This is a genomic window from Phenylobacterium sp. GW821-FHT12F10 (genome assembly GCF_058806695.1).
On the sequence record NZ_JBXAPY010000005.1, the window covers coordinates 92574 to 113642 of the forward strand.

The following is a 21069-nucleotide window of genomic DNA, read 5'->3' on the forward strand; positions in this document are numbered from 1 at the left end:
TCAGAATTCCTCCCAGCCTTCGCTGGCCCGCCCGCCCATGCTGGCGACGACCTTGCGCTGGATGTCTCGGGCGGGCGACGGCCTGGCCACGGCGCCGGCGGACACAGCCCGCGGCGCGGTCCGACCGATGGCGCCGGAGGCCCCCGTCCGGAACCCGGCCATCAGTTGCGCGAGCTCTCCGGTCTCGGCCTTCATCGAGTGCGCGGCGGCGGTCGATTCCTCCACCATGGCGGCGTTCTGCTGGACCACCTGGTCCATCTGGTTGACCGCGGAGTTGACCTCGGCCAGCCCGGTCGCCTGTTCCTGGGCCGAGGCCGAGATCGCCGAGATCACGGTGTCGATCTCGGCGACCTTGGTGACGATGGACTGCAGGGCCTTGCCGGTCTCCCCCACCAGGCTCACGCCCTGTCCCACCTGCTGGGTCGAGGCCGAGATCAGGGTCTTGATTTCCTTGGCGGCCTCCGCCGAGCGTTGGGCCAAGGCTCGGACCTCGGAAGCCACCACGGCGAAGCCGCGACCGGCGTCGCCGGCCCGGGCCGCTTCGACCCCGGCATTGAGGGCCAGCAGGTTGGTCTGGAAGGCGATCTCGTCGATAACCCCGATGATCTGGCTGATCTGGCGCGAGGAATCCTCGATCTGGCCCATGGCCTCGACAGCCTGGCCGACCACGTCGCCAGAGCGCTCCGCCTCGCTCTTGGCCTCCGCCACCGCCGTGCCCGCCTGGCGCGCGCCCTCGGCGGTCGTCTTCACCGTGGCGGTGATCTCGTCCAGGGCCGCGGCGGTCTGCTCCAGACCCGCCGCCTGCTGTTCGGTCCGCCGCGACAGGTCGTCGGAGGCCTGCGCCATCTCGTCGGAACTGGCGCCGATGCTGGCGGTGGAGGCGGCCACCGTGGTCATGGTCTCCTCCAACTGCGCGATGGCGGCGTTGAAGTCCTCGCGCAGCTTTCGGTACTCCTCCGGAAGATCGTCGGGCATGCGGTAGGTCAGGTCGCCGGCCGCCAGGGCCGCCATGCCCGCGCCCACAGAGTGGACGACGGTAGCGCGTTCGCTTGCGAGGACCTCGGCCTCGGCCTTCTTGCGCGCTTCTTCAGCGGCTTCGAGATAGACCGAGATCGCATAGTCCATGTCGAGCAGGGTGGCCTTGGCCAGAGCCCCCACTTCCGCCGACACCTTGTTGACGTCCGGGCCCTTCTTGGCTCCAAAACCAGTCTTGGGCCAGCGCGCCTTCAGCACGCCACCGATCAGCGCCTCCAGCAACAGGGCATAGCCGCCAATATACCAGCGCGGCTCCAGGCCGATGCGGGCATGGATTTCACCAACCTTGGTGACGGCGCGCACATAGTTCTGATCGAATTGACCGCTGGAGATCGCTTCCCAGTGGTTGAGCTGCCGGTCCTTGGCGCTGTTTACGTGGCTCTGGCTTGAGAAGAATTTCCGGGTCTCGGGATAGGCCTGAATCTGCGCGTAGAACCCATCAAGTGCTCCCGGCAAGTCCCGCATGATGACGGATTTTACATCACGGATGCTTTGCTGCGCGACGGCGTCGAGCTTCATGAAGCTCAAACGATCACTCAAAGACTGTTCCTGGGTCATTTCGTGTTCCTCATTATTTTTTGAAACTGTTGATTCTGCAGAGAACTCGATCAAAGGAACAATTGACTTGAGGTAGCCCAAGGCGTTCAGGCGCTCAATCGGCCGTTATGTCGGTCCGGTAACCACAAGAATTGGTTAACGCGGCTCGGTCACTGATAACCAAAATGGGTATTCGAGGTGGAGCGAGCTGGTAATTGCAGGTATTTGCATGCGCGCAAGGCGCGACTGCGAAGGTTATTTCCCGGGTAGGCCGCATTTTGCCGCCAAATTTCCCCATATTGCTTGATGAATACTATATCCATTGGCATGAGACGAATTGTCGCAAAGCGAAAGCTTCGCGACAATCAATCCCACCAAAGCATATTGATCCTCATCGCCGCCCGGCTTAGGGCGCCAACTCAAGACGAAGCAACATCGGCCGAGAGGATCGGGGAGTGCAGACCGTCAGAAGTCTGACGGGGATGTGTCTCCACGCTGACACAGGCGCCCGATCCGTCGGCGCAGCGAAGAGCCGAGTTGCTTTGCGCGCGCTTAGTCGCGCGAAAATATGGACCGGGGGAGGTCTAGACGAGCAGGCATGCCATCACACTTCAACATCGCTCAGCGTGTGGACTTCATGGGGCTTGGGCCCAACGAGGTAACGGCGCTGCAAAGGCTCCGCCCCCTGATGCAAGGGGTCATTCCGACCGCCCTGGACGCCCTCTATGAGCGCATCCTCGCGTTCCCGGAGGTGGCGAGATTCTTTCCGAACGAAGCTGCGGTCTCGAGCGTCAAGAATCGCCAGCGGGCTCACTGGGAGCGCATCTTCGACGCCCAGTTTGACGTCGGTTTTGCGGCCGACGCCCTACGGGTCGGCGAGGCCCATGCCCGGATCGGTCTGAACCCCAGTTGATACATTGGCGGATACACCACGGTGCTCCAGCATCTCGTCAAGGCGATCGCCCGCGAGGGCGCGACGGGGCCGGCCGCTGAGACGCAAGCTGAAGTGTCCATTGGAGCCCTGATCAAGGCTGTTCTGCTCGACATCGACCTCTCCGTGGCCGCGTATCTGGAGGCCAGCGAACAGGCTCGGGCGCAGGTCGAGGCGGCGGCGTTGGTCGAGGTGCAAGCCGCGCTCGAACGAACCCGACGCTCGGAGCAGCGGCTGGAGCTCGCCCTGGAGAGCGCCGATGTCCATGTCTACGAGATGGACTACGTCCGGCGTGAACTGATCAAGGCCGGGGCCGAGGACACCTTCTTCACCGAGCCAAAGACCTACGAGGAGCTCTACCGGGACATCTATCAGGTCATCGATCCGCGCGATCGTCCCGACGTCGAGGAGGGGCGGCGGCGCCACATCGAGGAAGGCGCGCCCAGCCGGTCCCTGCGGAGTCGGGGCGTGGATGTCGTAGACCTTCATGGCGGTGGTCGATGCGCGTCAGAGGATGTTGAAATCGTCGGCGGCCGGCGGGAAGACCCGGCGGGCGATGAACAGGCCGGTGATCGGCAGGCCCGGGAAGCGCTCGGCGAGTTTGATCTTCATGGCCCGGAAGTGGGTGCCGGCGGTCAGGACGTCGTCGAGGATGCCGATCGCGCGCGGCGCGGGCGCGGCGATGGTCTCGTCGATGGAATAGAGGTTCAGCAACTCCTCGACCGTCACCCGGTCGCCGACGCCGACTTCATGCACAGCGTTGGTCGATTGCGCCTGGATGACGAGGTTGCGCACGTCGAGGCCTGGCCTGATCTGGCGAGCGACCTGTTCCATCCGGGTGTCAAAATCAGGATGGTCGGCGGCTTTCGATCCGGGGATCGGCACGACCGTCGCGATGTCCAGCCACTTGGGGTTCAGGGCGGCGCCGAGGGTCCTGGCGCATTCGGTGATGGCGCCGGCTTTGTAGCCAAGCTGGGCGCGGCTGGCGGTCGGCTTTTTCTTGAGATTGTTGATGAGGTTGTTCGTGGCGCTGAACGTGTAGTCGCGCCCGCTGGTGTACTCATAGAGGTAGAGGCAGGTGTCCTCGGCGAGCAGGCGCGTATGGTCGGCGCGGTTGCTGTCGTCGATCTCGGACAGCCGCATCGGTCAGCCCAGCGCCGCCCAGATGTCCTCGGCGGTGCGCACGCGGATCGCGCCTTCAGCCTCGAAGCGAGCCGGCCAGGTCAGGCCTTTCTGGAAGCAGGAATCGAGGATGAACAGCTTGCGACCCTGGTGAAGGGCGGCGCGAGCTTGGGTCAGGCTGCCGGAGGTTTCGCCGGCCTCGACGATCACCGTGGCCTCCGTAAGCGCGCTCATGGTGACGTTGCGCTCAGGGAAGAACAGGCGGTTCTGCGGCGGGGCCTGGCGGTCGTAGCGCAGGACCGGAACCTGAGAGATCACGAGCTGTTCGTTGGCGATCCGCTCTTGCAGCGCCCGGTTAGTGGCCGGGTAGACCGAACTGAGCGGCGTGCCGAGCACGGCGATGGTCCGGCCGTTCTCCGCCAAGGCCGCCGTATGCGCGGCGGTGTCGATCCCTTCGGCGAGTCCCGAGACCACCGTGAAGTCCCGCTGCACCAGGGCGCGGGCGATCTGTTGGGCGCGCTTTACGCCTTCCGGCGAGGCCTTGCGGCTGCCGACGACGGCGACAGCGCGGGCCTCGATCAGCTCCCAGGCGCCTTGGTAGTACAGCAGCTCGACGGGATAACGGGCGTCGCGCAGCTTCTTCGGATAGTCGCCCGCGTGGTTGATCCGCACGCCGAAGCGGCTGACGCCGGCCTTGGCGAAGATTGAAAAGACTTCATTGGCGCAGGCGTCCGCAGCGGACCGCGAGACCATGTCGGACGGCAGGGCCGTGGGGTCTTTGGCGAAACGGTCGGCGAGCGTTTTGAACGTCGCGCCTTGTTCGAGCCAGAGCGCTTCGTAGGCGCCGATCTCGCGACGCGGCGAGATGGTGGCCGCTAGAGCGGGTCCGTCCGAGCTGTAAGCAAGCAGCGCCATTTAATCTCCTCGCCTAAGCGTAACACCAACACGATTCCAGCCCACGCCCAAAAAGGGGCGTGCGAAAGGCAAGCGGGGTGAAAGGCGCACTGTTCCGAAGTTCCTATTTTGTTCTTTATCGTCGAGTCGGTCAATGCTCGGGCCTTTTGCGGACTTAGGTCGTGCGCGCGAGCCACGTCTGGCGCATGTGCGCCAGGATCGTCGTAAGGAGGTCGGTTGCCTCGGCTTCTCCAGGGTGAGGTTGGACGCGTAATTCTTGCACTCGATAAGCACCCGGTGGGTGACGCCCGCTTGCTTGAACTCCCAGAACACGTCGATCTGGTGCTCGACACCAGATCGGCCTTTGACCTTGACGTTGTGTTCGACCTTGACGGTCTGGACGCCTTCCTTGGCGAGGATGGCCTCGTAGGTCGCTTTGGTCAGCTGTTCGTAGTCAATCGCCTCCGACAAGATCGCAGCGTCCAACGGGGCTCCCTCCTATTGTCTATTGCGGCACCCCGCTGTTGCGCGGATCGTGGGCGGCGGCCACCTTTCCGTCATTCCGCGGGTATTTCCACCCTAAGGTCCTCGTCCGACAGTGCGTGAATGTCCGCTCCTGATGCTGTGGACGGCTCCCGGCCCGCGGGAGCGTAGGCTCTTGCGCAGCAGGAGGAGAGAGCCATGGCTCAAGTCGTTACGATAGGTCTGGATATCGCCAAGTCGGTCTTCCAGGTGCACGGGGTCGCCGCCGATGGCGAGGTGTTGATCCGCCGGCAGCTGCGTCGAGCGCAGGTGATCGCGTTCTTCGCGAAGCTGCCGCCTTGTCTGATTGGCCTCGAGGCGTGCGCCAGCGCCCACTTCTGGGGCCGGGAGCTTCGGAGGCTGGGTCACGAAGTGCGGCTGATGCCGCCGAGCTATGTGAAGCCCTATGTCAAACGCCAGAAGAACGACGCGGCCGACGCCGAGGCGATCTGCGAGGCGGTGACCCGGCCGACGATGCGGTTTGTCGAGGTGAAGAGCCCCGAGCAGCAGAGCGTGATGGTGCTGCACAAGGTCCGGATGATGCTGATACGGCAGCGGACCCAGCTCTCCAACGCGGTCCGCGGCCACATGGCCGAGTTTGGGCTGGTCGGCCCGATCGGCCGCGAAGGCCTGGCGGGCTTGCTGAAGATTGTTGAAGCCGCCGACGAGCGGCTGCCAGAAGAAGCGAGGGTGTGCCTGGAGCTGCTTGGCGGGCAGCTGCGGCTGGTGAACCAGCAGATCCTCGAGACCGACCGGCGGATCCGCACCAGCGCCCGAGCGACCGAGGCCGGTCGGCGGCTGATGACCATCCCCGGCGTGGGGCCTCTGCTGGCCAGCGCCCTGGTGGCGACGATCGCCGACCCGAAGGCCTTCAAGACCGGCCGCAACCTGGCGGCCTGGATCGGACTCGTCCCGAAGCAGAACTCCAGCGGCGGCAAGGAGCGGCTCGGCGGGATCACCAAGCAAGGCGACCGATACCTACGCCAGCTGATGGTCGTCGGCGCCCTGGCCGTCGTGCGCTACGCCCAGCAGTACGGGACCCGCAGGCCATGGCTCGTGCAGCTCCTGGCCCGCCGGCCGACCAAGGTCGCCACCGTGGCGCTCGCCAACAAGATCGCCCGGATGGCCTGGGCGGTCATGACCACAGGGGAGACCTATCGCGAGCCCGAGCTTCGGGCCGCCTGATCATCGGCGCCTCGGCGCCCACAAGCTTGGGAAGGGCAGATCTGAACTAATGCATCCAGCCGGTCGATACCGGAAGATGGGAAAACCCAATTGCGCCAGAGCGCTTCGAGCGCGTGCTCTTGGTCGGGACCCATCTTCGCGGAAGGCATTATGGCCAGCGGCCCATGCGCCGCACCAACAGGTCGAACACATGGCCGCACCGACCAGCTCAGCGAGAGTCCAGAAAACACCTTGCCAAGGGGGAGCCGTCCACACATGGCGCCATGCCGCCATCCGGGTGGACGTTCTACATTGGGCTTTCGGAGATAGGCATCGTCCGTGACAGCCAGTCGAGAATCCGACTGTAGAAGTCTCGGATGTTGGCGGGGCTGGCCAGCACATGGCCCTCGCCCCAATAGGTGACCATCTGAGCGTCCTTGCCTTGCCGGTAGAGGGCCGAGAACAGCTCCTGGCTCTGGGCGATGTTCTCCTCGTCGGTCTCGCCGTGGATCAGCAGCACCGGGGCGGTGATCCTGTCGGCGGCGAAGATGTTGCTGTTGCGCAGGTAGCGCTGTGGATCGGCCCAGGGCGGGGCGTGCATGGAAAACTGGCCCTGTTCCACCATGCCGGCCGTGGTCGCCGAGCCGTAGCCGTCTTGCGCGACCACCCACCGGTGCAGGCTGAAGGCGCCCCAGCGCGAGACCAGGTCGTGGGACCCGGCCACGGCGATCACCGACTTTAACCTGGGGCTCTGTTCGGCCGCGGCGATGGCGATCATGCCGCCGAAACTGTGGCCCCAGAGGCCGATACGGTCGGGATCGACCGCGCCGGTGGCGATCGCCGCATCGACCACCGACAGGATCTGATCGGCCACCCCAGCCGTGGGTTCGAGGACCGAGGCGTCATAGGGCAGGCTCGGCGTGAGCACGGCATAGCCCTGGGCCGCCAGCAGTTGCGGGTTCATATGCGGGCTGAGCCCGCCCACCTCGTACTGGGCCAGCGGGCTTGGGAACACCCGGCCGCGATAGGGGATCACCACCAGCGGCGGCCGTGTCGGGCCAGGCTTTGGCGGCAGATAGAGCCAGCTGGTCAGCGGCTCGCCCTTGAGGCCGCGATGATGGATCCCCACGACCCGAGCGGGGGTGACGTCGGCCATCCCCCGGTTGATCTCCAGGACGGTGGTCGCGGCGCCGGTTGCGGAGACCAGCACCAGGCGCCGCACGCCGCCCTCGCCGCGAACCAGCAGCGCCAGGTGGCGGCGGCTGACGGCGAGGGGCTGGGCGCCGGGCGGGATCGCGACCGGGAGCGTCGGGATCGGGCCGTTCCACCAGGTCAGACCTGTCTGACTGATGGTGGCGATCCAGTCCCGTGGGAGCTGCGGATTGCTCGCCAGACGGCTCCCTGGCTCCGGCTCGGGCGGGACCAGAACGATGTGGTCGGTGTCGTGGGTCAGGCGTTGGTGTTGGCCCTCGCGATCGATACGCCAGATCCCGCCATCGGCTGGGGCCAGCAGGTGGTCCGGGCCGACGGCGCCGAGATTTCGGGTGGGCGCGGCGAGACCGGCCGTCAGGTTGATGGGTCCGGTTGAGTTGAGGCGATACCAGTCCGTCCGGCCGCCGGCGGGACGGGCCCAGACGATTGGGTCTTCGCCCATCCAGTCGACCCGAGGGCGCGGGGTCCGCTCCCAGGCGGTCTCGTCGACCTGCAGGGCCAGGCCGACGGGCAGGAGAGGGCGGTTTGTGCCCGTTGTGGCGCCGACCCGCATCAAAGCCCGGCCGTCGCCGTCAGGTCCCGGCGTCGCCACCAGCAGCTCATCTTCGGTTGGCGACCAGCTCAGCACGCCCAGGGATATGGCGCAGCCGGGACAGGGCGAGGTGACCTGTCCATCGCGGAGATCGAGAAGGGTCAGGCTGCGGTGGCGCGTGGGGAAGGCGGTGTAGAGGTGGTCCGTGGCCCTAGGCTGCAGGTCCGCGCCCTCGGCGATCAAGGCGGCGTATCGCCCACTTGCGGATATGGCGAGGTCGACGAACTCTCCCGTGGCCAAGGTCGAGATGCGGGTGTTTTGGGCGTCGATCCGTAGGAGTCGGCCGGGTTTGTCGCGTGGCCGCACCCCGAGGAACCGGCCGCTGCCGATCGTGGTCACCGCTGCGGTCTTTCCCGAGGCGGTGGCGGCGTCGAGGGCGGCGCGCCGGCCATTGGCCTCCCAACCGATCGCCAGCTGGCGGGGGAGGTCGCCGGTCGGCCGGGCGATCAGCAGCAACTCGGTCGTCGAGCGCCAGGCCGCGACCGGGCCATGGTTGGCGAGCTCGGGGGTGACCCCGAGCCAGCGGACGCTGCGGATGGCGAGCGTCGCCAGGCCGGCCTCGAAGCTGTGGCCGCGCAGGCGGTAGACGAGCATTCTCTGGCCGTCCGGCGCGATGGGCCCCGCCAGAAAGCCAGCGTCGGCCTGTTGCGGGAACAGGCTGACGGCCGGTCCGGGCGCCTTGAGATCGACCCGCAGCAGCTCGGTCAGCAGCAGCGGGGTCTGCTGATTGTAATCGAACCGCGCCGCCGTGCGCCAAGGCCGCCGGTGCTCGATGATCGCCCACCGCTCGGTGGGATCGAAGATCACGCGCCCGAAGGCCTCGGTGCTCAGCAAGTCCTCGACGGTGTAGGATCTCGCGTTCGCCATCGATCCGCAGAACGCGAGCAGCAGGGCGCACAGCCCCGAGAGACGTCGCATTGAAGTTCCGATCCGAGGAGAGGTTAGGTCGCTACCAGCGCTTGGTGAGCTGGAGGGACGCGACGCGGCCCAGGGGATCAGCGTTGGTCGGATCGAAGCCGATATAGTTCGGGGAATCGTAGAACGGCGGATCGGTGTCGAAGAGGTTCTGCACCGACGCCGCCAGGGTCAGGCCCTCAAAGCGCTTGCCCGTCGGTGTCCAGCGGACCTGGAGGTCGGCGGTGGTCCAACTGTCGATCTTGCGACCGGTTTCGGCGCGATAGTCGTCCACATAGTTGAGGGTGAAGGTCGCGCCGAGGGTGTCGCGGGTCCAGTTGAGCGCCGCCCGGGCCCGCAGATCAACGGGATAGCTGGCGATGCCGACCCGCTGCAGGGTCGACGAGGTCGGGGTCAGCTGCTGCTGATAGTCGAACAGGTAGGAGCCGCTGATGCCCAAGTCGAAGCGGTTGTCGCCGGGGTCGAACCTGTAGGCCGCCGAAAGGTCCAGGCCCCTGACGTGCAGGGTGCTGGTATTGACATAGCGGGTGTCGACCACCGCGCCGAAGGCGTTGGCGGGATAGAGCCCCGGGGTCGTATAGGCCGGATCGTTCAATAGGCTCTGGACATAGGCCAGGTCGGCCGGATTGGCTGGATTGAGCAGGCGCACGAACGGCGCGAAGGCCGGCTCCGTCAGGGCGGCGTTGGCGTTCTGGCTGACCGGCCGGTCGATCTGGTTGGTGAAATTGGTGTCGAAGACCGTCGCGCTCAGCTTGAGGCCCGGCACGGCCTGCGGCTCATAGTCAAAGCCCGCCGTCCAGGACTTGGCCGTCTCGGGCTTCAGGTCGAGATTGCCGCCGGTCAGGGTCAGGGACAGCACCCGGGCCGCCCCCTTCAGATACTGAACATTGCTGATGGCCGGCGCGGCATAGACCTCCGTCAAGGTCGGCGCCCGGAAGGACGTGCCATAGGTCGCCCGAAGCCGAAGGCCGGTGGCTGGCGACCACATGACCCCGACCTTGGGATTGGTGGTGGTTCCCGCGTCGTCATAGTGTTCGACACGGGCCGCCAGCGAGACCTCCAGGGCCTGGATGCCTGGTCGGGCGTTGTTCGGGCCCACCAGCGGGATCCGGGCCTCGGCGAAGCCCGCGACGATGTTGCGCTCGGAGGTGGGGCGGGTGGTCAGGGTCGGGGCCACCGACGCCTGGAAGTTGGAGGTGACCTGATCGAAGGTCTCCCGCCTGCCGTGGACACCCACAGCCAGGCGAAGGTCGCCGCCCGGCAGGGTCACGACCTTGCCATCGGCCTGGGCGTTGAAGGAGGCGACCTGGCTTTCATAGCGCTGGCGGCTGTAGCCGCTGCCGATGAAGTCCAGCACCGCGCGGCTGTTGGCTTGACCCGAACCGTAGGGATTGAAGAAGCCGTCCACCGAGGTCTTGAAGGGGGTGGCGGGGTTGTCGGCCGTGGCGCCCACCGCTTCGCGCAGGAACAGGCTGTTGAGGTTGTGGTCGGTGGCCGAGCGCACCAGCTCCCGGGCATAGGCGAGATAGGCCTCGCCCTTCCAGTCGCCCCAGAGCTTGGCGTCCAGGCCGGCCGAGACCCCCAGGCTCTCGCTGCTCCCCGAGGCGATGCTGGGGCCGAGATCGCCGTTGAACGAATAGTAGATCTGGTTGCTGCGCGCGCCGTTGGGCGACACGAAATAGGGGTTGTTGTCGGCCACCGTGATTGAGGCGCTGGGCGACAGCGAGGCGTAGCTGAAGGTGCGGCGGCTGTAGCGCACATCGCCGCTGGCCTCGATCCGGTCGCCCAGCTCCTGGCCGAAACTGGCATAGAGGCTGTGGCGGTCCTGATCGGGCAGCAGGTCCTGGCCCGCCCGGGGCTCCTGCAGGTTGACCACGCCGCGGATGAAGCTGCTCGGGAGCAGGGGACTCACGCCCGCCGGAATGCCCCAGGTCGGGGTCGCGGCGTTGGTCACCGGGTCAACAAGGACGATGTTGCCAGGGCTGGAGATGTTGGTGCGGCGGTCCGTACCGCCCAGGGACCGAAGATCGGCCGATTGCGTATAGGATCGGTCGGCGAAGGCCAGCGCGTTGCGCTGGTAGTACTCATAGGAGATCAGCGCCCGACCCGTGCTCCAGGCCTTGCCGAAGGTCTGGGCGAACTGGGTTTCCGCCGCCCCGCCCTGGGCCGCGCCAAATCGCGCCCGGGTCTCGGCGCCGTCGAAGTCGCGTCGTAGGATGATGTTCACCACCCCGCCCACGGCGTCTGAGCCATAGAGGGCCGAGGCGCCGTCCAGCAGGACGTCGACCCGCTGCACCGCCGCGGTGGGGATCGCCGAGACGTCGGCGAAGTCGCCCTTGCCGCCGGTGCCGGCCATCCGGCGGCCGTTGACCAGGACCAGGGTGGCGTCGGCCCCCAGGCCCCGAAGATTGACAGCCGTGGCGCGGCCGGCGTTCTGCGAGGTGACGTCGACCCCCGTGGTCAGCACCGCCGGGTTCGCCGACCCGGAAAAGTTCTGCGGCAGGTTGGAGAGCGTGTCGGCCACCGTCGCGCGGCCCTGGCGATCGATCTCGTCGCGGTCCAGGCTGACCACCGGGGCCGGCCCCGGGCCGACCCCCCGGATGTGGGAGCCGGTGACGACCACCTCGTCGAGCATGGTGGGCGCGGCCTGGGCGACCTCGGCCTGGAGGGTCTGTTCGCTGTTGGCGATCAGGCCAATGCGCAGGACGATGACGCCAGGCCGGCTTTGCTGGGCGGTGATGCCGGCGCCGTCCAGGAGACGCGCCAGGGCGGCCTTGGCCGTGAAGGCGCCGGAGAGACCCTCGCTGCGCCGTCCCCTGACGACGTCGGGGGTGTAGAGGAGCTGGACATGGGCCTGGGCGGCATAGGCCGTCAGCACGCCCTCTAACGTGCCGCCGGCGATGGCGAAGGTCAGCACCGGTTCGGCGGGCGCTGAGATCGCAGCGGGCGCCGCCGCCAGAAGGGCCACCAGGCTGGCCGAGGCCCAGGCCCATCGCCGGTGTGCGGATTTTGACTTCATACTGAACGCTCCCCAATTCGCGCGGCCGTCGGCGCTTGGCGCTCAAGACGGTCGCTATTGGGTAAGGAGCACCGCAGGGGAGGGGTCACCCTGACGAGGCTAGCAAAAACAGTCTTGAATTGTCTTTGAGAAATCTCACACCCAAGAGTTGGGTGAACCTAGCCTTTCGGCGTCAGCCGGATCTCGCCGTCCTGGGGTTTGGGGGTCAGCTCGAACAGATCGCTGACCGCGGCCACGAAGGCCTCGGTGTCGCCGACATCGAACACCCCGTTCACCGGCACCTGCTGCAGGCGCGCGACATCGATCACCACCTTGCGGCGGCTGTAGCGGTTCACCTCGGCCACCGCCTGGGCCAGCGGGGTCTCCCGGAACGTCAGGCGCCCCGAGGTCCAGCTGGTCGTGGCCGCCACATCCACCCGCTTGGGCTGGGCCGCAGTCTCCCCCGGGGACAGGGTTTCTCCAGGCGCGAGGCGCCAAGCCTTCGGCCTATCGGCCTGGGTGACTTCGACAGAGCCTTCGACCAGGGTCACCTTCACCGCGTTTCCGGTCAGCCGGACGTCGAACCGCGTGCCGAGCGCGCGAACCGCCGTCCCGTCGGCGTGAACGATGAAGGGGCGGCTCGTGTCATGGGCGACATCGAAGAAGGCCCGGCCCCGGAGAAGTTCAACATCGCGCTCGTGATCGCCTAACCGGACCTTCACGCGGGAATCGGTGTCCAGCCGCAGGCGCGTGCCGTCCTCCAGGGTGACTAGGCGCTGCTCGCCGACCCCGGTGCGATATTGCCCAGACTGAACGGTGATGATCGAGATGCCGATCGCCAGGATCAGGCCGGCGGCCAGGGCGATGGCGCCGATCCGGCGCGGGATTGGCCGTCGCCATAGTCCGAGAATCTGCTGGATCGGGGCGCGGCGGCTGAGCGCCCGGGCGACGCCGCGCTGGATGTCGGGGTGGCCTTGCAGTCGCCCGCCGACTTCCCAGAGCGCTTCCATCCGCTCATAGGCCGCGTCATTGGCGGGCACGCGCCGCCAGTCCTGAAAGCGCTCCAGGGCGTTCGTGGTGATCGACAGGGTGTTGAGCTTGGCGAACCAGTCGGCTGCCTCCCGCTCGGCCTGTTCGTCCTCTGGTCGCAAGGTCGCCATGGCGCCTTCAGTCCCGCATCCGCGCGGCGATCAAGGCCAGCGCTTTCGACATCCGGGATTCGACCGCCTTTTCGGACAATCCGCAATGCCTGGCGATCTCGCCATAGGTCATGCCGGCGTAGCGGCTCATCATGAAGGTGTCCCGCAAGGGCTGCGGCAAGGCCTCGACCACCTGCTTGAACAACAGGGCCTGAAGCTGTTCGGCGTCGGTGTAGGGCTCATGACAGCGGCTCACCTCGGCGAGGAGGTCCACCCGGCGACGGTCCCGTCGGGCGCCTCGCGCCTGATTGTAAGCTAGGTTCTCGGCGATCCGAAGCAAGAGGCCTTTCGGATGCCGGATCTCGCCACGAGCCTGGTAGGGGCCGAGCCGGACATAGGTCTCCTGCATCAGGTCCTCGGCCTGTTGCGGATCGAACCGCCGGCGCAGGATCGCCGTCAGCCATCCGGAGTGCCGACGATAGAGCTCTTCGAGCGTCAAGCGCTCTTCGGCGGTCGGCTCCGCGCCTGGTCCGTCCGCAGGTGTCATGGCCCGCTCCCTGGTCACCCTGGAGGGGCTGCGGCGTGCCGCGACTGGAACATCCTGCGGTGATCAGGCGAATCCACACGCAAGCTCGCGCCGCCGTCGAAACGGTTGCGAGCCTGGCGCCAGCCGATAAGGCGGGGCGATGACGTGAACGCTGCACAGGGGATTCCAAGCCCCTACCGAAGCTCTCGCCGCGGCGGGTGAAGTCTGAATCAATTGGAATGGCCGCGCAAGCCGCCGCGGAAAATGGGGTCGGGCGTTGGAATCCTCAGCAGGTGAGGCCCGTGATTTCGGAGGTCCGATCGCTGCCGCGCAATGGCGAACCATCGCCCCCCGGCTCCAGATCGGCTCCTATGGTCGGCGCCCGAGCGCCCAGGTCTAAGGGCCGCGCGCCTCCGCATCAAGCCGTGGGGTCGCCCTTCTCGCCGACCTACGGCCAATCCAAATCCGCCTCGGACCACTCCGCCGCCTTCATCGCGGCATCGAAGTCCGCAAGATCGCTCGCGGGCGCTTCGAGGGACGCGGACGCGGCGGCGGGGGGACCACGGTCTCGCTGTCGAGGATTAGATTGGGAGCCAAGCTGGACTTCGCAACGGCCTGATCAAGGCCATTTCGCGTTCCGTGCCTATGGCGGACGAGGGGGGCGGAGAGCGTCCGGCGGTCGGGCTCGGTCCCGCCGCTGGCGCGGCTCCTACGGGACCGCCCCTGTGGGCGGCCTTGGGCCGCCGCCGGCCGCTCGACGGCGCGTCCCGCCGCACGGATCGCGCGGCTCCTTGCAGCCTCACATGGGGATTTTAGAGTCAAGCGGGCCGACGGCCCGAACGGCCCTACGCCGCCGCCCGCGGCCCGAAGAGGATCACCGCCCCGCCTACCAGACAGATCGCGGCGCCCAGTGCGTCCCAGCGATCGGGCCGGACACCTTCAACGCTCCAAAGCCAAGCCAGGGACGCAACAATGTAGACGCCGCCATAGGCCGCATAGGCGCGCCCTGCAGCCGGCGTCTCAACCAATGTGAGCAGCCAGGCGAAGGCGACGAGCGAGACCAGACCCGGCGCCAACCACCAGATCGGCTTTCCCTCCCGCGCCCACATCCAGAAACTGTAGCAGCCGGCGATCTCCGCGACGGCCGCTCCTACATAGACCAAGGCTGTCTTCGTCATGCGCGGGCGTGCTGCCGGCGAGGCGACACCGCGTAAGTCATAGGCTCCGACAGGTCCTCCAGGATCACGCAGTCCGGACCCGGCCCGCCTGCGCACGAGGCGTCGCAGCTCTCCACGAAGCCGGCGATGCTCCGCTCAAGAGCTTTCAACTCGACAAGCTTTGCCCGCACAGTCTCAAGGTGCCCCTGCGCCAGGTCGCGCGCTTCGTTGCACGACCGTGACCGGTCGTGCATCAGCGAGACGAGGGTGCGGACCTGCTCGATCGGAAATCCGAAGTCCCGGCATCGACGGATGAAGGTGAGGCGTTTGACATCCTCGTCGTCAAAGCAGCGCTGACCGCCGTCGCGACGATCCGCCGGTGGCAGCAGGCCGATCTCCTCGTAGTAGCGGATCGTCGGCGCATTCGTGCCGGTCCGCTTCGCCAATCCGCCGATCCTCAGTGACATCGAAATCTCCGTCGCAGAACGAACCTCAAGTTACTTGATGGCCCATTGCGAGGCCATAAGCGCGCTGAAAAGAGAGTTCTTGAAGCTCAAGTGGCTTGAGGTCTTAGCGTGCAATTCCATCAAGCCGGAAAGGCACCGAATGTCGCGTCGAGCTCGCCGAAACTCTCTCCGCTCAGCCCTGGTTGCGGGCCTTCTCCTAGCCAGCGCCGGAGGCGTGATGACCGCAGCGCACGCCCAGCCGCTGTCGGGCGTCGCGTCGGGGTCGATGGCTCCTGACTTCACCGTTCAGGGAAGCGACGGCAAGCCGCACCGGCTCAGCGATTACCGCGGCTCAACCGTGGTCCTGGAATGGACGAGCCCGATCTGCGAGGTCACCGCGCAATACTACGACAGCGGCAAGATCCAGGCGCTTCAGAAGGCAGCGGCCCGCCGCAAGGTTGTCTGGCTGTCCATCAACACTGCGGCGTCTACGCGGAAGGGCTATCTGACAGCCGCGGCTGCCGACCAGCTCACCCGCAAACGCGGCGCCACGGTCACCGCCTTCCTGTTCGATCCGAGCGGCGCGGTCGGCCGGCAGTACGGCGCCAAGGCGACGCCGTCGGCTTACGTCATCAACGCCAAAGGCGTGCTGGTCTACCAAGGCGCGGTCGCCGCGGACCCGGGCAAAGGCGCCGACTATGTGCTGGTGGCGCTCAATGAAGTCGGGGCGGGCAAGCCGGTCTCGACGCCCGTCACACCGCAGCGCGGCTGTCCGGTCGAATACTGATGACGAACGAAATCGCCATCCCCCTGCAAACTCCAGGAGCTGTCATGACGCCTGAAATCTCCGACCCGGTCATTGCCTGCACGCTTGGCGCGGGCGACTTCAAGGCGCGCGTCGCCTGGATCGCCGATCTCAACGCCACGTCTCTGCGCCAGCATCAGCGCGATGACCTCGTCCTTAGTCTGGTCTACGCGCCGGAGGCGCGCGACCAGGTCCGCCAGCTGGTCGCCCAGGAACAGGCCTGCTGCGCCTTCCTCGCGTTCGACCTACGCGAAGATGCAGATGCGAGCCGTCTCATCATCACCGCACCTGAGGCGGCCCGCGAGGCGGCTGAAACGGTCTTCGAGCCCTTCATCTCTGGCAAGCCAGTCGCATCGGCAGGGTGCGGATGCTGCGCCGGAGCTGCGGCATGAGCGAGGCCAAGGTCGGCGCCACGCCCTCCAAAGGGGCCCGCGCCGCGAGCGCTGCGGCCGCGGTCGTGGCGACCGGGGCGTTGGCCTGCGGGGTCTGCTGCGTCCTGCCGTTCGCGCTGCCGGCAGCCGTGCTGGCGGTTTCGGGTGGCGCGCTGGCATGGCTTGGCCGCGCCTACAGCGTCGCGACCCTGGCCGCAGCGTTGGCCGTCGTGGCCGCCTGGGCATGGGTTGCGCTGCAAAGCCTGAGGACAAGAAAGGCGCCGGCGCGCGCAACAGTTTGGAGCCTCACCCTGGCGACCATCGTCTTGATGGCCGCGTTGGCTTGGCCCTTTCTGGAGAGCGTGATCCTTCGACAACTTCGGGCCAACTGACCCCGGTTGGCATGCCACAAACGCCAGATCATCGTTTCGGTATCCAAGGATGAGCCCGTTTCGCAACCTGGTCGTCTCCGCACCAGATCAACCTCACATACGGTCGCCACGTTGACGCGGCTGCACCAATTTCCCGCGTTCGAACGGGGGCTGGGCTCAGGTGGACGAGACCATTCTTCATCTACGGCTGTTTAGGGCCATGGCTGCAATCGGTTCGTCCGCCTGGATCCGTCAGGACTGATCAGGCCCTGGGGATGGGGTCGGCCGCGTTCACGTGGCCTGCATGACGGCGCCTTCGATGACGACGCCGCTGGTCACGTATTTCCAGAAGGCGACGAGCAGCTTGCGGGCCAGCGCCACAATGGTGGTCTTGCGCATCCTGCCGCCATTGCGCTGGACGCGTTCCTCGAACCAGCGGCTTAGCGCCGAAGCTGGCTGGTGGCGCGTCCAGAGCCAGGCGACCTGGATCATGGTCGTCCGCAGTCGCGGGTTGCCCGACTTCGAGACACCCTGCTCGTGGTCGATCGATCCGCTCTTCCACGGCGTTGGGGCCAAGCCTGCGTAGGCCGCCACCTGCCTTCGGTTGTCGAAGTGTCGGTACAGCGCTTCGGACCAGAGGAGACTGGCGATCTGTGGTCCAATCCCTCTCAACTGCCCCAGCATCACGGCCGGCGTGGGCGCCACTTCGCTCGCCGGATCGATGAGCGCGTCACGCTCGGCCTCGACGGCCTTCAGCTGGGTCAACAATATCTCGATCCGGTCGAGCTCCCGACCGATCTGAGCCTTCAACTGCGCCGGCAGCGGCCGCCCGTCGCCCGTCTGCAACCCGTCCAATCGCGCGCGGCGGTTGCGGAGTATGGGGTCGTAGTCGAAGACGCCCTGAGCGCAGAGCAGACCCTTGATCCTGTTGGTGTGCTCGATGCGCTCGCCGAGCAGGGTCTTACGCTCACGGCAGATGCGCCGGCGATCTTCCTGCTCGCGTGTCGGCGGCCTGACCATCGAACAGACCCGCGGCTCCCCGCGCTTGAAGGCGAGCAGCGTGCGAACCAGCGTCTCGCCGTCGATCCGATCGGTCTTGGCCTGGCGGCGGCGGCGAGAGGTCAGGATCGAGGCTGCGTCGACCACGTGGCTCTCCGTGCCTTCGCTTTCCAGGACGCGGTGAATCCAGAACCCATCCAAGCCGGCCTCCTGAATCGTGATGATCGGAAAGTTGCGCCCGAGCCGCCCGGCCGCTTTCTCCTTTAGCTGAGCGAACCGCCCCAGCAGGCCCGCCACGTCGCCAGCCGTCACCGAATGCTTCGACAGCTTCTCACCAGCGCCGGGCGACAAGGACGTGATCAGCCACGTCGATCGGCTGAGCTCCAGGGAAACAAAGATGGCGCCAAGATCCGTGCGGATCGCGCTCTGCTCTTGCAGTTGATGGTCGGGCATCCGTCGGCTCCAGAGGTGGGTGGGTTCAAGGACCTCACTCTGCTGGAAGCTGAGCGGAGCGCTATCCCGCCCCATGGGATCTTCATCTTGGCTTGGAGCGGCCGTCCGGTCCCGTCCGCGCGGAAGATACTTTGCTCCCAGTGGACGGCCGCTGAGTGAAGCCTAGGACTGCTCGCTGGTCGAGCGGACCAGCGCGAGGATCGAAGCTCGCACGCCCGGGTTGGTCACGGTCGAAAAGGCCTGGAGCAGCTCCAGGGCCCCGGGCGAGGCCAGGAGCTGCAGCGTGTCGTCGCCGGTGACCGAGCCCGGCGCTTCGCCGACCAGATCGGCGACGGTCATACCCAGGCGATCAGCGGCTCGGACCAGCATCGAGGCGGAGATGCGGTTGGCCCCGCGCTCATACTTCTGAACCTGCTGGAAGCTGACCCCAAGATGTTCGGCCAGGTCGGACTGACTGACCCGTATGGTCTTGCGTCGAATTCGGATGCGGGCGCCGACGGCGAGGTCGATCGGATCAGGGCTGTCCATGAGATCGTCTCATAGGGCGCCTGGGGCGTTGGCCGCAAGGGTATCGGCGGCGTTGCTCCAGTGGTTTCCCGTGTCCCGACGCTTACCCATGGGCCTGGAAGGGGCTCCGCCCCTCGCGGCGGCCAGGGTGAAGCGCCGCGGCGCCGCGCGGGCGGTCTCCCCAACCTTCCGCGCCTCCGAGGGTTGGCGCGGAGGCAGGTCCTTCAGGCTTGTGCAGGCCGGGCGATCCCCCTCCGCCCGCGCGCCCTGGCCTCTGCTACCCCCGGTCTCGCCGACCGGCAGGGCCGCATGCGCGATTTGCGCATGCAACCCTGACCCCAAAGGAGGTCGTCATGACCGTCGCAACCGACATCGAAATCGTCTCGGGAACCGAAATCGAAATCCCCCTCAACAGGCTCAAGACGTCGCCGCACAACGCGCGCAAGGTCCCGCACACCGAGGCCGCCATCGAGGCGTTGGCTGCCAGCATCGCCGCCAAGAAGATGCTGCAGAAGCCGGTGGTGGAGCCGGAGCGCGACGAGGCCGGGGGCCTCACCGGCTTCTGGCTGGTGACCATCGGGGAGGGGCGCAGGCTGGCGCTCTGCCTGCTCGCCCGCCGCAAGCAGATCAGGAAGACCCACCCCGTGGCCTGCGTCATCGACACCGAGTTCGATCCTGGCGAGATCAGCCTGGACGAAAATGTCACCCGCTCGACCATGCACCCCGCCGACCAGTTCGAGGCCTTCCGCGATTTGGGTGAGCGCAGGGGCTGGGGCGCCGAGGAGATCGGCGCGCGGTTCGGGGTGTCCGCCCACGTGGTGCGCCAGCGCCTGCGGCTGGGCGCGGTCAGTCCCAGGCTGATGGCGGTCTATCGCGACGACGGTCTGACCCTGGACCAGCTGATGGCCTTCGCGGTGACCGAGGACCATGCGCGCCAGGAGCAGGTCTATGACGGCCTCTCCTACAACCGCTCGGCGGGGTTCATCCGTCACGCCATGACCGAGGCCAAGATCGCCGCCGACGACCGCCGGGCGATCTTCGTCGGCGTCGAGGCCTATGCGGTGGCGGGCGGCGAGGTGGTCCGCGACCTCTTCACCGAGGATGGTGGCGGCTGGTGGGAGGACGTGGCCCTGGCCGACCGGCTGGCGGCGGAAAAGCTGACCGCCCTGGCGCAGGCGGTCCGCGAGGCCGAAGGCTGGAAATGGGCCGAGGCCCACCTGGACTATCCCTCCGCCCACGGCCTCGCCCGGGTCTATCCCCATCGGGTGGAGCGCACCCCGCAGGAGGTCGTCGACGCCGAGGCGATGTCGGCGGAGTATGACGCGCAGATCGAAAAGTTCGCCGACGTGGACGAACTGCCGCCCGAGGTGGAGGCCCGGCTCAAGGAGATCGAGGCGGCCCTGGAAGCCTTCGGCGACGCCTATGCCTATGCGCCGGACGAGCTGGCGCGCGGCGGGGTGTTCGTCACCCTGGGCCATGATGGCGCGGCGCGGATCGAGCGCGGCTTCATTCGGTCCGAGGATGTGGCGCCCGACCCGGAACCGGAGGCCGAGGCCGACGATGGCGCGGGCGGCGGCGCGGGGCCCGAGCCCGAGGCTGAGGCTGAGCCGCAGGAGGCCGAAGAACCTGACGGCCTGACGCCGCTCTCCGACCGGCTGGTGGCCGACCTCACGGCCTATCGCACCGCGTCCCTGCGCGACGCCCTGGCCGACCGACCGGACGTGGCCTTCCTGGCGGTGGTCCATGCCCTGGTGCTGCGGGTCTTCTACCCCGGCGCCAACGCCACCTGCCTGGATATCCGGATGGCGTCGCGCAGCCTGGGCGGCGACGCGCCGGGCGTCGAGGACGGCCCGGCCTGCCGCCGGATCGACGCGCGGCACGCGGCCTGGGCGCGTCAGCTCCCGCAAGCTCCGGACGCGCTCTGGGGCTTTGTCGCGGGGCTCGACACCGACAGCCGCTTGGCGATCTTCGCCCACTGCGTCGGACTTTCGACGGACGCGGTGCAGGGCTGGCAGCGCAGGCCGATGGCGCTCGTCCAGGCCGACGCGCTGGCGACGGAGGTCGGTCTCGACATGACGGCGGACTGGTCGGCGACCGGCGCGAGCTACCTGTCGCGCGTCACCAAGGCCCGCGTCCTCGAAGCGGTCGGGGAGGCGGCGGGTGCCGAGGAAGCTGGGCGCCTCGTCGGCTTGAAGAAGCCGGACTTGGTGGCCGCCGCCGAGCCGCTGATGGCGGGCTGGTTGCCGCCGCTGCTGCGCACGGCGCCGCAAACCGAGCCGCAAGCGGAGGAACCGGAGCAGGTCGCGGCCTGACCGGACCACCCCGGCGCGCGCCAACGGGCCGCCGCGCGTTTCGACGCGCGGCGGCTTCGTC

The 21069-nt window shown here is 67.2% G+C and carries 19 protein-coding genes; 6 read left to right on the forward strand and 13 right to left on the reverse strand.

Annotation, left to right across the window (positions count from 1 at the left end):
* A complete protein-coding gene (locus AC1RN5_RS21510) occupies positions 1-1593 on the reverse strand; it encodes a globin-coupled sensor protein (RefSeq protein ID WP_493044094.1) in 1593 nt (530 codons plus the stop codon).
* Positions 1594-2170: 577 nt separating this feature from the next.
* On the opposite strand from AC1RN5_RS21510, the gene AC1RN5_RS21515 reads away from it, so the two are divergent.
* The gene (locus AC1RN5_RS21515; protein WP_493043801.1) at positions 2171-2485 is read left to right on the forward strand and encodes a protoglobin domain-containing protein; all 315 of its coding nucleotides are present in this window, start codon (positions 2171-2173) and stop codon (positions 2483-2485) included.
* Here AC1RN5_RS21515 and AC1RN5_RS21520 read toward each other — a convergent pair.
* Genes AC1RN5_RS21520 through AC1RN5_RS21535 form a run of 4 tightly spaced genes read right to left on the reverse strand, consistent with a single transcriptional unit; the run spans position 2438 to position 5005 of the window.
* On the reverse strand, positions 2438-2992 hold the full coding sequence (locus AC1RN5_RS21520; protein ID WP_493043803.1) for a hypothetical protein: 555 nt from the start codon (positions 2990-2992) through the stop codon (positions 2438-2440). The two genes, AC1RN5_RS21515 and AC1RN5_RS21520, sit on opposite strands and share 48 nt — an antisense overlap.
* An 18-nt stretch (positions 2993-3010) precedes the next feature.
* The gene (locus AC1RN5_RS21525; RefSeq protein WP_493043805.1) at positions 3011-3646 is read right to left on the reverse strand and encodes a hypothetical protein; all 636 of its coding nucleotides are present in this window, start codon (positions 3644-3646) and stop codon (positions 3011-3013) included.
* Between the two features lie 3 nt (positions 3647-3649).
* The gene (locus AC1RN5_RS21530) at positions 3650-4540 is read right to left on the reverse strand and encodes a DNA-processing protein DprA (RefSeq protein WP_493043807.1); all 891 of its coding nucleotides are present in this window, start codon (positions 4538-4540) and stop codon (positions 3650-3652) included.
* A complete protein-coding gene (locus AC1RN5_RS21535; RefSeq protein ID WP_493043808.1) occupies positions 4541-5005 on the reverse strand; it encodes a hypothetical protein in 465 nt (154 codons plus the stop codon). It abuts the gene before it with no gap.
* A 195-nt stretch (positions 5006-5200) separates the two neighbouring features.
* On the opposite strand from AC1RN5_RS21535, the gene AC1RN5_RS21540 reads away from it, so the two are divergent.
* The gene (locus AC1RN5_RS21540; RefSeq protein WP_493043745.1) at positions 5201-6226 is read left to right on the forward strand and encodes an IS110 family RNA-guided transposase; all 1026 of its coding nucleotides are present in this window, start codon (positions 5201-5203) and stop codon (positions 6224-6226) included.
* Positions 6227-6512: 286 nt separating this feature from the next.
* Here the strand turns inward: AC1RN5_RS21540 and AC1RN5_RS21545 are convergent, their stop codons facing one another.
* From AC1RN5_RS21545 to AC1RN5_RS21570, 6 genes are all read right to left on the reverse strand, one after another.
* A complete protein-coding gene (locus AC1RN5_RS21545; RefSeq protein ID WP_493043810.1) occupies positions 6513-8876 on the reverse strand; it encodes an alpha/beta hydrolase family protein in 2364 nt (787 codons plus the stop codon).
* Positions 8877-8958: 82 nt separating this feature from the next.
* Positions 8959-11943 (reverse strand): TonB-dependent receptor, encoded by a 2985-nt coding sequence (locus AC1RN5_RS21550; protein WP_493043812.1) that lies wholly within the window; start codon positions 11941-11943, stop codon positions 8959-8961.
* 158 nt (positions 11944-12101) lie between these two features.
* Complete coding sequence (locus AC1RN5_RS21555) at positions 12102-13082, reverse strand: FecR family protein (protein ID WP_493043814.1); 981 nt, start codon at positions 13080-13082, stop codon at positions 12102-12104.
* 7 nt (positions 13083-13089) lie between these two features.
* Entirely contained in the window at positions 13090-13608 is a 519-nt protein-coding gene (locus tag AC1RN5_RS21560; protein WP_493043816.1) for an RNA polymerase sigma factor, read from the reverse strand.
* Between the two features lie 824 nt (positions 13609-14432).
* The gene (locus tag AC1RN5_RS21565) at positions 14433-14765 is read right to left on the reverse strand and encodes a YnfA family protein (RefSeq protein ID WP_493043818.1); all 333 of its coding nucleotides are present in this window, start codon (positions 14763-14765) and stop codon (positions 14433-14435) included.
* Complete coding sequence (locus tag AC1RN5_RS21570; RefSeq protein ID WP_493043820.1) at positions 14762-15211, reverse strand: MerR family transcriptional regulator; 450 nt, start codon at positions 15209-15211, stop codon at positions 14762-14764. Before AC1RN5_RS21570 ends, AC1RN5_RS21565 begins: the two co-directional genes overlap by 4 nt.
* A 217-nt stretch (positions 15212-15428) precedes the next feature.
* Here AC1RN5_RS21570 and AC1RN5_RS21575 point away from each other — a divergent pair, with 217 nt between their 5' ends.
* From AC1RN5_RS21575 to AC1RN5_RS21585, 3 genes are read left to right on the forward strand one after another with little or no spacing between them, the layout of a single operon-like run.
* On the forward strand, positions 15429-15977 hold the full coding sequence (locus AC1RN5_RS21575; RefSeq protein WP_493043822.1) for a redoxin domain-containing protein: 549 nt from the start codon (positions 15429-15431) through the stop codon (positions 15975-15977).
* A gap of 44 nt (positions 15978-16021) precedes the next feature.
* Complete coding sequence (locus tag AC1RN5_RS21580; protein ID WP_493043824.1) at positions 16022-16387, forward strand: hypothetical protein; 366 nt, start codon at positions 16022-16024, stop codon at positions 16385-16387.
* Positions 16384-16758, forward strand: coding sequence for a hypothetical protein (locus AC1RN5_RS21585; RefSeq protein ID WP_493043825.1), 375 nt, complete (start codon positions 16384-16386; stop codon positions 16756-16758). The genes AC1RN5_RS21580 and AC1RN5_RS21585 overlap by 4 nt, the downstream gene beginning before the upstream one ends.
* Before the next feature lie 270 nt (positions 16759-17028).
* Here the strand turns inward: AC1RN5_RS21585 and AC1RN5_RS21590 are convergent, their stop codons facing one another.
* Positions 17029-18189 carry an IS110 family RNA-guided transposase gene (locus AC1RN5_RS21590; protein ID WP_493043827.1) on the reverse strand — a complete coding sequence of 387 codons (1161 nt, stop codon included), beginning with the start codon at positions 18187-18189 and terminating at the stop codon, positions 17029-17031.
* Positions 18190-18351: 162 nt separating this feature from the next.
* A complete protein-coding gene (locus AC1RN5_RS21595) occupies positions 18352-18717 on the reverse strand; it encodes a helix-turn-helix domain-containing protein (protein WP_493043829.1) in 366 nt (121 codons plus the stop codon).
* 332 nt (positions 18718-19049) lie between these two features.
* On the opposite strand from AC1RN5_RS21595, the gene AC1RN5_RS21600 reads away from it, so the two are divergent.
* Positions 19050-21008, forward strand: a complete 1959-nt coding sequence (locus tag AC1RN5_RS21600; RefSeq protein ID WP_493043831.1) for a ParB/RepB/Spo0J family partition protein — start codon at positions 19050-19052, stop codon at positions 21006-21008.
* Positions 21009-21069 lie beyond the last annotated feature (61 nt).

Coding starts and splice junctions, on each gene's coding strand:
- AC1RN5_RS21540 (WP_493043745.1), top strand. CDS start 5,201: ATGGCTCAAGTCGTTACGATAGGTCTGGATATCGCCAAGTCGGTCTTC.
- AC1RN5_RS21585 (WP_493043825.1), top strand. CDS start 16,384: ATGAGCGAGGCCAAGGTCGGCGCCACGCCCTCCAAAGGGGCCCGCGCC.
- AC1RN5_RS21530 (WP_493043807.1), bottom strand. CDS start 4,540: ATGGCGCTGCTTGCTTACAGCTCGGACGGACCCGCTCTAGCGGCCACC.
- AC1RN5_RS21515 (WP_493043801.1), top strand. CDS start 2,171: ATGCCATCACACTTCAACATCGCTCAGCGTGTGGACTTCATGGGGCTT.
- AC1RN5_RS21545 (WP_493043810.1), bottom strand. CDS start 8,876: ATGGCGAACGCGAGATCCTACACCGTCGAGGACTTGCTGAGCACCGAG.
- AC1RN5_RS21560 (WP_493043816.1), bottom strand. CDS start 13,608: ATGACACCTGCGGACGGACCAGGCGCGGAGCCGACCGCCGAAGAGCGC.
- AC1RN5_RS21580 (WP_493043824.1), top strand. CDS start 16,022: ATGACGCCTGAAATCTCCGACCCGGTCATTGCCTGCACGCTTGGCGCG.
- AC1RN5_RS21570 (WP_493043820.1), bottom strand. CDS start 15,211: ATGTCACTGAGGATCGGCGGATTGGCGAAGCGGACCGGCACGAATGCG.
- AC1RN5_RS21525 (WP_493043805.1), bottom strand. CDS start 3,646: ATGCGGCTGTCCGAGATCGACGACAGCAACCGCGCCGACCATACGCGC.
- AC1RN5_RS21510 (WP_493044094.1), bottom strand. CDS start 1,593: ATGACCCAGGAACAGTCTTTGAGTGATCGTTTGAGCTTCATGAAGCTC.
- AC1RN5_RS21590 (WP_493043827.1), bottom strand. CDS start 18,189: ATGCCCGACCATCAACTGCAAGAGCAGAGCGCGATCCGCACGGATCTT.
- AC1RN5_RS21520 (WP_493043803.1), bottom strand. CDS start 2,992: ATGAAGGTCTACGACATCCACGCCCCGACTCCGCAGGGACCGGCTGGG.
- AC1RN5_RS21600 (WP_493043831.1), top strand. CDS start 19,050: ATGACCGTCGCAACCGACATCGAAATCGTCTCGGGAACCGAAATCGAA.
- AC1RN5_RS21555 (WP_493043814.1), bottom strand. CDS start 13,082: ATGGCGACCTTGCGACCAGAGGACGAACAGGCCGAGCGGGAGGCAGCC.
- AC1RN5_RS21550 (WP_493043812.1), bottom strand. CDS start 11,943: ATGAAGTCAAAATCCGCACACCGGCGATGGGCCTGGGCCTCGGCCAGC.
- AC1RN5_RS21565 (WP_493043818.1), bottom strand. CDS start 14,765: ATGACGAAGACAGCCTTGGTCTATGTAGGAGCGGCCGTCGCGGAGATC.
- AC1RN5_RS21595 (WP_493043829.1), bottom strand. CDS start 18,717: ATGGACAGCCCTGATCCGATCGACCTCGCCGTCGGCGCCCGCATCCGA.
- AC1RN5_RS21575 (WP_493043822.1), top strand. CDS start 15,429: ATGACCGCAGCGCACGCCCAGCCGCTGTCGGGCGTCGCGTCGGGGTCG.